Origin of the sequence: Rubinisphaera italica (genome assembly GCF_007859715.1) — a bacterium.
Lineage (GTDB): Bacteria > Planctomycetota > Planctomycetia > Planctomycetales > Planctomycetaceae > Rubinisphaera > Rubinisphaera italica.
In genome coordinates, this window is record NZ_SJPG01000001.1 from 3,117,010 (window position 1) to 3,129,041 (window position 12,032).

Annotated in this window: 10 protein-coding genes; 9 read left to right on the plus strand and 1 reads right to left on the minus strand. The window is 55.6% G+C overall.

The window, feature by feature from the left end; genetic code table 11:
* The first annotated feature begins 191 nt into the window (after positions 1-191).
* The 9 genes from Pan54_RS11675 (at position 192) to Pan54_RS11710 (ending at position 11,006) form a co-directional block, all read left to right on the plus strand.
* Positions 192-1,214: an efflux RND transporter periplasmic adaptor subunit gene (locus Pan54_RS11675; RefSeq protein WP_146503651.1), complete on the plus strand. Its 1,023-nt coding sequence runs from the start codon at positions 192-194 to the stop codon at positions 1,212-1,214.
* A gap of 91 nt (positions 1,215-1,305) precedes the next feature.
* Positions 1,306-3,084, plus strand: a complete 1,779-nt coding sequence (locus Pan54_RS11680) for an ATP-binding cassette domain-containing protein (protein WP_146503652.1) — start codon at positions 1,306-1,308, stop codon at positions 3,082-3,084.
* A complete protein-coding gene (locus Pan54_RS11685) occupies positions 3,081-4,214 on the plus strand; it encodes an ABC transporter permease (protein ID WP_146503653.1) in 1,134 nt (377 codons plus the stop codon). The genes Pan54_RS11680 and Pan54_RS11685 overlap by 4 nt, the downstream gene beginning before the upstream one ends.
* Before the next feature lie 115 nt (positions 4,215-4,329).
* Positions 4,330-5,436, plus strand: a complete 1,107-nt coding sequence (locus tag Pan54_RS11690; protein WP_146503654.1) for an ABC transporter permease — start codon at positions 4,330-4,332, stop codon at positions 5,434-5,436.
* Between the two features lie 740 nt (positions 5,437-6,176).
* Positions 6,177-6,875 (plus strand): hypothetical protein, encoded by a 699-nt coding sequence (locus Pan54_RS26650; protein ID WP_165441739.1) that lies wholly within the window; start codon positions 6,177-6,179, stop codon positions 6,873-6,875.
* A gap of 19 nt (positions 6,876-6,894) precedes the next feature.
* A complete protein-coding gene (locus tag Pan54_RS26655; protein WP_165441740.1) occupies positions 6,895-7,290 on the plus strand; it encodes a hypothetical protein in 396 nt (131 codons plus the stop codon).
* 1,122 nt (positions 7,291-8,412) lie between these two features.
* Positions 8,413-9,084 carry a hypothetical protein gene (locus Pan54_RS11700; RefSeq protein ID WP_146503655.1) on the plus strand — a complete coding sequence of 224 codons (672 nt, stop codon included), beginning with the start codon at positions 8,413-8,415 and terminating at the stop codon, positions 9,082-9,084.
* Positions 9,081-10,241: a phage terminase large subunit family protein gene (locus Pan54_RS11705; protein ID WP_146503656.1), complete on the plus strand. Its 1,161-nt coding sequence runs from the start codon at positions 9,081-9,083 to the stop codon at positions 10,239-10,241. The genes Pan54_RS11700 and Pan54_RS11705 overlap by 4 nt, the downstream gene beginning before the upstream one ends.
* Positions 10,242-10,562: 321 nt before the next feature.
* Entirely contained in the window at positions 10,563-11,006 is a 444-nt protein-coding gene (locus tag Pan54_RS11710; protein ID WP_146503657.1) for a hypothetical protein, read from the plus strand.
* On the opposite strand, the gene Pan54_RS11715 is transcribed toward Pan54_RS11710, so the two are convergent.
* Complete coding sequence (locus tag Pan54_RS11715) at positions 10,997-11,983, minus strand: IS30 family transposase (protein WP_165441826.1); 987 nt, start codon at positions 11,981-11,983, stop codon at positions 10,997-10,999. The two genes, Pan54_RS11710 and Pan54_RS11715, sit on opposite strands and share 10 nt — an antisense overlap.
* Positions 11,984-12,032 lie beyond the last annotated feature (49 nt).

A 12,032-nucleotide genomic window follows, 5' to 3' on the forward strand; every position in this document is an offset into this window, starting at 1 on the left:
GGTACAATTCAGTTGCATGAAGGCCGGCCGTACCAGTGGCAATGTGTTATCGACACGTCGCGCGAGTCACACTACAATATTCGCGAGGCGTCTGGTGGATCATTGGAAGATCACTTTTATGACGTTGCGGCCCGAACGGTCGCCGTCCTGGCAAGAGACCACAATAACTCTTGAATAATTAGATTGACGAAATGAAACAAATTATGCGAGTCCTTCTTGTGGTCTGTCTCCTTGGCGGCGCGGGCTTCGGGATTTGGTATTGGCAGAATCAGCACAACGACAGCGATGCCGATGAACTCACGGTGTTCGGCAACGTTGACGTACGACAGGTCGAATTGGCGATCAATGGCAACGAACGAATCGGCGAACTGCTCGTCGAAGAAGGAGATCGCATTACGAAAGGCGACTTGCTGGCGAAACTGGATTCCGAGCGGTTGGAGTATGCCGTTGAGCGTGCGAAGGCGATCGTGGAATCGCAGCGTCAGGTTGTCGCACGTCTCGAAGCGGGCTCCCGTCCTGAGGAGATCGCAAAGGCTCGCGCGGATGTCGCCGCAGCGAAAGCACTCGCCACAGATACGAAACGAACGTACGAACGAATTACCAGACTGCGCGAACGGGACGCGGTGACTCAACAGGAATTGGACGACGCCCGAGCAGCTTATGATTCGGCTGAGGCGCAAGTGAAGGCTCGCCAGGCAGAGCTGGATCTGGCGGTGGCCGGGCCGAGAAAGGAGGACAAGGATGAAGCGAAAGCCTTGCTCAAACGATACGAAGCCGAACTGGCCCAAGTGGAGCACGACCTGAAGGATGCCTCTCTCTACGCACCGTCGGATGGCATCATCCAAGACCGTATTCTGGAGGTTGGCGACATGGCTTCGCCACAGAAAACGGTGTTTACCATGGCGCTGACCGATCCGGTGTGGGTGCGGGCTTATGTCTCCGAGCCGGATCTGGGAAAAATTCACGAAGGCATGAAAGCGACGGTCATCACCGACAGCTTTCCGGACAAAGAGTATGAAGGCCGGATCGGATTCATCTCGCCAACCGCCGAGTTCACGCCCAAGCCGGTCGAAACGCGCGAGCTGCGCACCAAGTTGGTGTATCAGATTCGAGTATTCGTCAAAAATCCGAACAACGAACTCCGGCTGGGGATGCCGGCCACCGTGAAGATTCCCCTCGATCAATCCCGGCGGCCGTCTTCCGAGAAGAAGTAGAACGCGGAGAAACACGAACCCGATCAACGCTGATCGAATCAATAGCCATCCACTCAATCCGTCTCCCAATCCTCAACAGATGACAGCCCGTATGACCACCGACGATCAGATCGCGCTGACCTGCCAAAACGTCACGAAGTCGTTTCGTGCCGGCAGTCGGATCGTGACGGCCGTCAAGAATCTGGATGTCGAGGTCCATGTCGGCAAGATTACCGGTTTGATCGGTCCCGACGGAGCGGGCAAGACGACATTGATGCGACTGGCGGCCGGGCTCCTGCGAGCAGACAGCGGAACGGTCAACGTGCTGGGCCTTGATGCGGCTCGCCAAACGCTGACGGTGCAAGCCAGCGTCGGTTACATGCCGCAGCGGTTCGGGCTCTATGAAGACCTGAGCGTGCAGGAGAACCTTGATTTGTATGCTGATTTGCAAGGCGTTCCGGTCAGTGCGAGGAAAACGCGGTACGACGAATTGATGCATATGACCGGACTGGCTCCTTTCACGAAGCGTTTGGCCGGCAAGTTGTCGGGCGGGATGAAACAGAAGCTCGGCCTGGCTTGCACGCTGGTCCATCCGCCGCGATTGCTGCTGCTCGATGAACCGACCGTGGGTGTCGATCCGGTCTCGCGCCGCGAGTTGTGGGCGATCGTCGCGCGCTTTGTCAAAGAGGAAGGAACGACGGTGCTGCTGAGCACGGCGTATCTTGACGAAGCGGAACGGTGTGACGAAGTCATCATGCTGGACGAAGGCCAGTTGATCGGTCAAGGCCCGCCCAGCCAGTTCAGCGATCCGCTGGCCGGCCATACGTTCAAAGTCCGCATTCCCAACCGCAAGAACCGCGATGTGCAGGAGATGTTGGCCGGTCAGCCGGGCGTGGTGGATGCGGTGATTCAAGGTGACGCGGTCCGTTTGGTGTTGGCCCGCGATGCAGAACCGTCCGTCGAGACACTGCTGCCCGACGAGAAGTCCGCCACGGTTGATGCCGTGCCGCCCCGCTTTGAAGACGGCTTTATCACCATGCTGCGCGAGCGCCACGGCGAAGGCATGAAGCCGCCGGAACGGACGGCGACGGATTCAAACGGCAAGCCGAGCGATGCCGATGGCACCGTCATCATCGTGCGCGACGTCAAGCGTCGGTTCGGCGACTTTTACGCGGTCAAAGGCATCTCGTTCGACGTCACGCGCGGCGAAGTGTTTGGGTTGCTGGGAGCCAACGGGGCGGGCAAGACGACTATGTTCCGCATGCTCTGCGGATTACTGCCGGCCAGCGACGGCAAGCTGCAGGTGGCCGGTATCGACGTCCGCAAGACGGCCGCCAAAGCGCGGGCTCGCATCGGTTATATGTCACAGAAGTTCTCCCTGTACGGAACGCTTAGCGTCGCCGATAACTTACAGTTCTTCAGCAGCGCCTATGGTCTTTCCGGTCGCCGACGTCGTGACCGCGTCGACTGGGCCACCGACGAGTTCGAACTCAAACCGGTGCTGGACGATAACAGCGGTGCCTTGCCGTTGGGTTACAAACAGCGGTTGGCCCTGGCCTGCTCGTTGATGCACGAACCGGAGATCATCTTCCTCGACGAACCCACTTCGGGAGTCGATCCGCTGGCCCGCCGCGAGTTTTGGCACCGCATCAACACACTGGCCTCGGCCGGAGTCACGGTACTGGTCACAACGCACTTCATGGAAGAAGCCGAATACTGCGACCACATGGCCATCATGATGGCCGGCGAAGTGCTCGCCTTCGGCACACCACAGGAAATCAAACAGAGCGCCAGCTCCGAGGAAAATCCCGAACCAACCATGGAAGACGCTTTTATTCACTTGATCGAAACGCAGGAAGAGTCCCTAGCACCATCGAGGCCAAACGAATGAGCAGCCAACGCGGCGGAGCATTGATGCGAATGCGCGGGCTCGTCCGCAAAGAGTTCTTGCAGGTGCTGCGCGATCCCAGCGCGCTGGCGATCGCATTTGTGCTGCCGGTCGTGTTGCTGCTGTTGTTTGGGTACGGCGTATCGCTCGATGCCGAGCATGTGCCGATTGCAATCGTGGTCGAGCAGCCGACGTCGGACACAACCAGCTTCTGCGGCGAACTGGAACACTCGCTCTATTTCGAGCCGAAGTACATACACGGCATGCCGGCGGCCAAAGAATTGCTGATGCAGCGGCGAGTCGACGCAATCCTGCACTTACGGCAGGATTTCTCCGAGAAGCTCCGTCGGCCAGGCGGCGCGTCGGTCCAATTAATCGTTAACGGCGTCGACGCGAACACAGCGAGAATCGTGAATGGTTATGTCGAGGGAGTCTATGCGAAATGGCTGGAACATCGGGCCATCGAATTCGGCCAGACTTTCGCCGCACCGGTCAACGTCGAACACCGCATCTGGTTCAACGCCAACGTCCGCAGCCGCAACTATCTGGTGCCGGGTGTCGTAGCTGTCGTCATGACGCTCATCGGGGCGCTGTTGACTGCTCTGTTGATGGCCCGCGAATGGGAACGCGGGACCATGGAAGCATTGATGGTCACGCCGGTTTCGATGTTGGAAGTGCTACTGGGGAAAATTCTACCCTATTTCATCCTGGGGATGGGCGGGCTGGCGTTATCGGTCGTGATGGGCGTGTGGTTGTTTGAAGTGCCTCTGCGCGGCTCGATCTGGGTGCTGCTTGTTGGTTCGTCGCTGTTTCTGTTGACGGCGCTGGGCATGGGTCTGTTTATCTCGACGGTCACGCGCGTGCAGTTCGTCGCGGCTCAGGTCGCCATCATCACAACGTTTTTGCCAGCGTTCATCCTGTCCGGTTTCATCTTCGACATTGGCAGCATGCCCCGGCCAATCCAGTGGATCACGCACATCATCCCGGCTCGGTATTACGTGTCGATCTTGAAAACGAATTTCCTGGCCGGCGACGTCTGGTCGGTCATCCTGCCCAACTGCGCCGCCCTGGCCGTGATGGCAACGATCTTCCTGGGCCTCACGCGGCGACTTTCACGCAAGCGGCTGGATTAGAGTCTTTTGAAAAAACTGCCTTCAACCTTACGTGCATCTTTCCGGAGCGACAACGGAGCGTTGCCGAACGTTAGCTCGCATTTGGTTGCGGCCATGCCGCACTAGGAGATCGACGGTGTCACGACTACTCGCATTGATCCACAAGGAATTTCTGGCCCTGTTGAAGGACCCGAAGAGCCGGTTCGTGATTATTGGCCCGCCAATTGTACAGTTGCTGGTGTTCGGTTATGCGGCGACGTTCGACGTGACGGATGTTCCGCTGGCAGTGTACAACGAGAGCCCCGGCGAGGCCTCGCGCGACCTGGTAGCACGGTTCGACGGCTCGCGCAACTTCCACCGAGTCGCTACGATTACTCACCTCGACGAAATTGCGCCGTTGGTTGACAGCCGCAAGGCGCTGGTCGTCCTGCACATCGGCCCGACGTTCACTCGCGATCTGCATCGCGACGGGCGAACTGACGTGCAAGTCATTTTGGACGGCCGCGATTCCAACACGGCGCTGATCACACTCGGTTACGCCCGTCGCATCGTCAATGACTTTAACACCGAGTGGGCGTCTGATCGCGGGCTTACGGCGGCGCCCGCGCGCTTGGAAGTCCGCTCGTGGTTCAACCCGAACCAACAGAGCCGCTGGTTCATCGTGCCGGGTATCGTCGGCATTTTGACGCTGGTGGTGACGATGCTGGTCACGGCGCTCTCGGTCGCTCGTGAACGCGAACAAGGCACCTTCGACCAGTTGCTGGTGACGCCGTATCGTCCCTGGGAGATTCTGGTCGGCAAGGCAACCCCCGGCTTCATCATCGGCGTTGCCGAAGCAACGATCATCATTGCAGCCGCCGTCTTCTGGTTTCGCGTCCCGTTCGTCGGGTCCCTGCTCACGCTCTATGTCGGAGTTGTGTTGTTTGTGCTCGCCGCCATTGGCGTGGGACTGATGATTTCGTCGTTAGCTGTGACCCAGCAGCAAGCGTTGCTCGGCGCCTTTCTCTTTCTAGTGCCAGCGATCATTCTCTCCGGATTCTCGACCCCCATCGCCAATATGCCTCCCGCGGTCCAGACGATTACATACGTTAATCCCCTGCGTTATTTTCTGATCGTCCTGCGCGGAACGTTTCTGGAAGGGGCGTCATTCCGATTGCTCGTCGACCAGTTCTGGCCGATGGCACTGATTGCCACCGTCACGCTCAATTCGGCGGCGTGGCTCTTCCGCCGGCGGATGTACTGAACGAGAGGGATTGCAGCCTAAGTGAAGCGAGTCACCTATAGTTACCTTTCCCTAGAATTTGTGTTGAGTGATAAAACCAACACAGCACTCTAAATCCAAGCTAATCCACCAGCTCTGCTGGTGAGAATTGAACAGGATCTGCCGTTTCCTGCGTGATTGTTGTGTAAGGTTTGGTTCATCTGAATGAGCATAAAAGACGAACGGTATCGATCCAGATTTCGCATGCCCACCCAGCAGTCGGTGTGAGTCCGTGCAGCCGAGTGGCGGTTGAACGTCGTCCCGGGTTCAGGAAGGGCGAAGGCTGCCCAATCTGCAATTGCTGACGAACTGTGATCGGTTCTCCCAAACAGGTGTGCGAAAACTGAAGACTACGTTGAAAATGAATCCGCGTGCTCGAAGTCAGGCGTTTACACACGCCCCCTTTTAGGGGGCTTCCTCATACCACCGGCTCTGCCGGTGGTTGCTGATTATAAAACGATCTTGTTGTCACACCCAAAGCCATCCAGCGTCACTCATCTTCCCGCCTCCCTTCAAAATACTAAGCCACCCGCTGAACCAAATTCGGCTTACGTTGAAGGGCGTATTCCGACCATTGCAGCAACGCAGTTTCCGCATTAAGTTCCACATCGCGACCCGGGTCAAATGCCATTTAGCAATGGCTGTCATCAAGGCGTACGAAGTCATCGAGGAGCAAGCTCCCGAACTCCTTAAGATGAATAAGCCGCTTACGGCCCATGAAAATGGCGGCACACGAATTAGTTGAATTCTGCACGATCAGGCACTTGTCCTGGTCGATTGTCGCGCTGCGCAGTCGTCCCCAGACATTTGAAATCCTGACCGGCGGTGACGCAACCGCTGACCGCGACAGCGAGTCATTTTGGCTCGATCCCGATGACATTGGTCGGTCAGATGGCACGGACTACGTCCCCCTGCCAACAGAAATGTTGGAGCACTTGCGAGTAAATTTGGGGGGTGCTGTGACGTCAGCCCCCAAAACACTGGAAAGCCAGTTAAGATCGTCGAGTCCGTTTCACACGGTCATTCCGGCCAGAAACTCGAAGGAAAAGATTCACAAGATCGAGTTTCTAGGTGGCACATGTCACTTGGTTGACGACACCGAAATTGAAACGGCTGCAGGTCAGCTTACGCGCGAGTTGAACGGCCACTACATGGACCAATTCACATACGCGGAACGAGCAAACGACTGGCGTGGAAACAACAACATCGCCGACTCGCCGTTCCGCCAGATGAGCTGCGAACGCCATTCAGAACCAACGTGGGTCGTGATGAGTGCCGGGACTGGCGGAACGTCGGACGCTACATCCGATACCAGAAGCTTTCGACCCGACTGTGCGTGGCCGACCCAGACAACTCCGTGTTCGCCGAATTCTGGCGCACGGGGACACAACGCTCACCTCCGACATTCCGCCCCGCATTGAAGGCATTGGTCGCCCGCGCGTGGAGCCTTCGTTCATTCGATCAGTCGTCGACCGAATCATCGAAGTCCCTGACGCGGCATCGATCGCGGCCATCCACACACTCGAACAACTCTTGGACCGCGAATGCGGCGGTTCAACTGGAACGAATCTGTATGCCGCATGTCAACTCATGTCAGAAATGGTTACGGCGGGCAAAACCGGCAGCATCGTGACCGTTATCTGTGACGGCGGCGAACGATATCTCGACACGTACTACATTCCAGACTGGATCGCGACCGAACAACTTGACGTTGAGACATGCCGAAACTGCCTCGACGCATTCCTCAACACCGGCGAACTGACGCCGGCAACTGAGCCGACGAATCCCGCCGGCAGCGAAACGGGATCACTCCCATTCGTGAGCAGGTCAAAATAGATGGCTTACGCGGACTGCTGGTCGGCACCTTGGGGCTGCACCCAGACCGTACTCCGGGTAATGGAGTTGGGAGTTGGCAGAATCCGAACCTGCGACTGCGGGGTATATGAGTTGGGAACTGGTTCGGACAGTCCTGGTGGGGTGGGCAGAAGCCAGAAGCCCTGCCCTCGCGTCAGGACATTTCCTGAATACCTCGCCGTTCTACTGAGGTCGAAACGACCGCTGCACATTCGCTTAGAAGCCAAGGTGCCGAAGTTGGACAAACTTCAGCGGCCTAGAAAAGTCTCAAACTCGCATCGGTGTTCCGACCGATGCGCGAAATCGCAAGAACCAATTGAGTTCGTTGATCCTGCAAACGGATTACGCAAGTACTGCCGCAACATGTCTGCAAACCAGTGGTTGCGATGTTTGCAGGTCGACGATGCCACGGCGAAAAAGTTCTAACCGTGTCTTGTCGCCCCGGGGGCAACCAGATTTGAACTAACGAACTTCCTCACCCAATCGCTTTAGGACCTGAGTCACTCTCGCTCTGCTGACTCCTAGATGGCGAGCGAGTTCCGCCCGTGTTTTGACCTTCCCTGAGTCAAGCAACGACTGGTAGTGGTGAGCCAATTTCATTCGATCATATCGCGGCTCCTTCGGCTTGGATTTCGGCTTGGGCGTGGTAGGAAAAGGGTTCCAAGGGTAAAACTCGACGATGGCCGATCGACGTAACTTATTGATACGAAAGGCTCCCAGCTCAACTAGCCCGTGTTCGCATAGAGTACGACTCGGGGAGGTTTTGCGCGCGGTTCTCCCCACGGCGGCTTTTTTGTGCGTTATGGGTGATTTATCGGCGGTAAGTAAGAATTGATGTGGCTCAGAACGCCACCTGGCAGGTCCCGTAATTATAGGCATTTTCGTCAATCTGGTCCATCCCGGATTCGATTTTTCGCTTACTTTTGGCCATTTTGACGGTAAGCGAGATTTCGGGTGAATTGAGGCTCAAATGGGGCCATTCCGGGTGTCAAAACAGGAGCAAAATAGACCGATTTTGAGGGTGCTTTAAAACAACTTACGTCGATTCTTTGAAGCCGTTTTTTATTCGCCTGTTTCGAAAACCACTGGAGTGGACTTCAATTCATGTCACGTGCCTCTAAAAATAATGCCACAAAAGCGACTGCTAAACCACGACTGGGTGTGGCCGAGCGCCTGGAAAAAGAGACCGCCACGCGGGCCTATCGCAAGGTCATGGCTGGCGAATCGGTCACCGCTGAAGAACGCTCAGCCTTGAAGCGTTATGAGAAGCAACAGGAAGAAGAGCGACGCTGGCAATACTATGAATCGATCCCGCAGAAACACTGGCGCGAGATGTCGGGTCGCCAGACCAAGGTGCTGCATGAGCAGGCTGAGAAGTATGGGATCCCGTTCGGTGAGAAGACTATCAATCTGTCACGCGTGGTGCGATCGTTGCATGATTTTCTTGCCGCCAATGCCCGACGATTATCGGAAGACGATGATCTCCTTGATGCCGCGATATCGAGCCCGGCTCTGGAACGCTATCGGGAAGAGCGAGCCATCCTGGCCAAACTCGATCGTCTGGAGCGTGAAGGACAATTGATTCCACGCGATGAGATCAGACTCGGACTGGGCCAGATCGCTGCTATTCTCAGAACGGCTGGCGAGATGCTGCAGCGTCAGTTCGGCAACGACGCCGTGGAAATCCTCAACGACGGACTGGAAGAAGCCGAACGGTGTATCTCGAAAATCTGTGATCGTGATGCTCCCTCCTGCGACGAGGACCAATCCTCATGAAGACGGTCACCCGCTCCGAACTCCGCTGGCTGCTCAGGCAATCGAAGACCTCCAAGGTGCGTTCGATGCGGGACTTCGCCGAGCAGGAGATTATCATTCCGGATGGTCCGTATCAGGGACGACGGTTTGACTGTCAGCGTCAGCCTTACACTCGCTTGTGGTTCGAAGCCATTGATACTGGGAACTGGAACCGGTTCGTGGCGACTGGTCCCACACAGTCCGGCAAGACATTGAGTTGTTTTTTAATCCCCCTGCTCTATCACCTGTTTGAGGTTGGCGAGACGGTTATCTGCGGGTTGCCCGATATGGACATGGCCTCCGACAAATGGCGAGAGGATTTGCTGCCAGTAATTGAGCGTTCGAAGTATCGAGACTTGATGCCGACTAAAGGTGGTGGTTCGCGTGGCGGTAAGACGGAGGCAATCCAGTTTTTGAATGGAGCCACTCTCAAATTTATGTCGGGAGGCGGAGGGGATAAATCTCGTGCGGGTTTTACCTCACGCGTGGTTGTCATCACCGAAACGGATGGCATGGATCAGGCGGGAACCAGGAGTCGTGAAGCGGACAAGATCACCCAACTCGAAGCCCGTACCCGGGCATACGGTTCCCGCAAACGCATCTATCTCGAGTGTACGGTGAGCACGCAGGAAGGCCGCACCTGGCAGGAATATCAGCAGGGCACGCAGAGCCGGATCCTACTCCCCTGCCCTCATTGCAATCAGCATGTGGTCATGGAACGCGAACAACTCCGTGGCTGGAAACAGGCCAAGTCTCAAGCTGAGGCCCGCATGCAGGGACAGTTTATCTGTGGAGAATGTGGTGCTCCGTGGTCGGAAAGTGATCGAAGTGTTGCCAATCAAAAGTCCGTGCTATTGCATTCCGGACAGAATATTGATGAGAATGCCCATGTAACCGGAGACTCTCCTGCCACCGACACACTCGGCTTCCGCTGGTCGGCTGCTCACAATCTGTTTTTGAGTGCTGGTGAACTGGCTGCCGATGAATGGCGGGCCTCACGCTCCCCGGATGAAGAAATCGCTGAACGGGAGATGCGGCAGTTTGTGTGGTGCCTGTCCGTACTGCCCAACCGCTGTGAAGAAATTTCGAAGGTATTCACGGATGGTATTACGTCCCTGGTTGGATCTGTTGCCAGTTAAGCTTTCCTGGGTTTCTCGCTTTGGCAAATTGCCGCGTAGAAAGCTGCGACGACAATCGAGAAGGATGCGTCGCCCTTCTCTCGCGAGATTAAGGTGGGTGTGGGTCCACTTATTATGGGTTAGTTGTAACTGTGCAAAATTTCCATTGCTTAACTTTTGCTGGGGCTATCTGTCTCTGGGGTTTTAGCGTTAGGGCTTAATCCTTCTCGTGAATTATCCTGTCTCCCTAGGAATCTAATTTTAGCGCAACTGAATTGCTTAAGTTAAAAGAATTAATCATTTTCCAGTAAAATCGACTTCGAGTTGAATAAAGGAGCACTAATGGCGTCACTTGTAAATTACAAAGGCCTGCAGGTTGTTGAATCTCCAAGCGGAGACGGAGGGCAGGCATTAACTGATGATTTTATGACCCTTGGAGATCGTGCCCCCAATGTCTCTGACTCAGATCCAGGTTCAACGGATGATGATAGCAAGGGTTACTTTGCTGGTTCCATGTGGCTCAACAAAACTAGCCAGACACTTTGGATGTGCGTCGATGCAACAGTGACCGCAGCTGTCTGGAAATCAGTTTATCGTCGGACTACCACGAATCTTGAGCTTATACCCGATGAAACAGATGGATCAGTTTCTATTTCCGGTGGATTGTCTTCAATCGGGTTGGATGCGGGGTTTTCAGTTTCTAATCCTGACCAGTCAGCACAGATCAAAAATTTCTGGTTTCCACGGAATGGCGATCTTAAAGGAGGCTGGTGGATTCAATTTTGAAATGCACGGGTTTTGGGTTCGAACAGTTCGTGTGGTGATTTGAATTGGTACTTTTTGCGAGGCCGGTTGTTCAACTCCATCACAGCCGCTTGAATATCCTCGGCTTTCAGTTTACGGAAATCGCTCCCCTTCAGGAAGTATTGCCGCAGAAGCCCGTTGGTGTTCTCATTCTGGCCGCGTTGCCACGGCTGGCGAGCCGGAGCAAAATAGATCGCACAATGCAGGGCTTGCTCCAACTCTCGATGACCCGAAAACTCACTCCCGTTGTCCGTCGTCAAAGTTCGAATCAATGACGATGGCAACCCCTCAAACGCAAACACCGAAGCCGCGTTCAACGTCGATGCTTTCTTGTCCGGCAGATAGCTCGCCACAAGATAGCCGGTCTTGCGTTCGACATGCGTGACAATGTAGCCGGTCCCCTTTTGACCCTCGATGGTATCCGATTCCCAGTGCCCGATCCGCGAACGATTGCGTGCAGAAACCGGTCGCTGATCCATTGGCTTTTTGGTCGGGTCGCATCGTCTGGAGATCCCTGTGCCGTAGCGTTTGCGGCGTTTCTTTCTCGATTGACGCAGCTGCCTGTAGATGTTGCCGCCCTGCTTTTTGTTTGCTTTGATCCAGGCGTAAATCGTCTCAATGGATATTCGCATTCTGGCCTCCCGAGGATGCAGTCGCAAGAGTTGACCTGCAATCTGTTCCGGCGACCACTTGAGAGACAACTTATCGAGCAGGAATTCTTTGAGCGGAGCGTGGTTGAGTTTCCAGGGGAGTTTGCAGAGTTGTCGACGCCGTCGCGCTTTGCGGTCGGCTTTCCCGGCGAAATACTTCCCGGTCGCATCCGAATTCCGCCGCAGTTCTCGGGAGATCGTGCTGGGGTCTCGGGATAACTCGCGCGCAATTTCTATTCGAGAGTGTCCCAGGGCGTGCATGTGCGCTATGGAATCACGTTCCTCAGCAGTAAGATGCGTGTGTGACATTCGTGATTTCTTCTTAGTAGGATTGATGGTCGTTTGGTCAAAACAAACC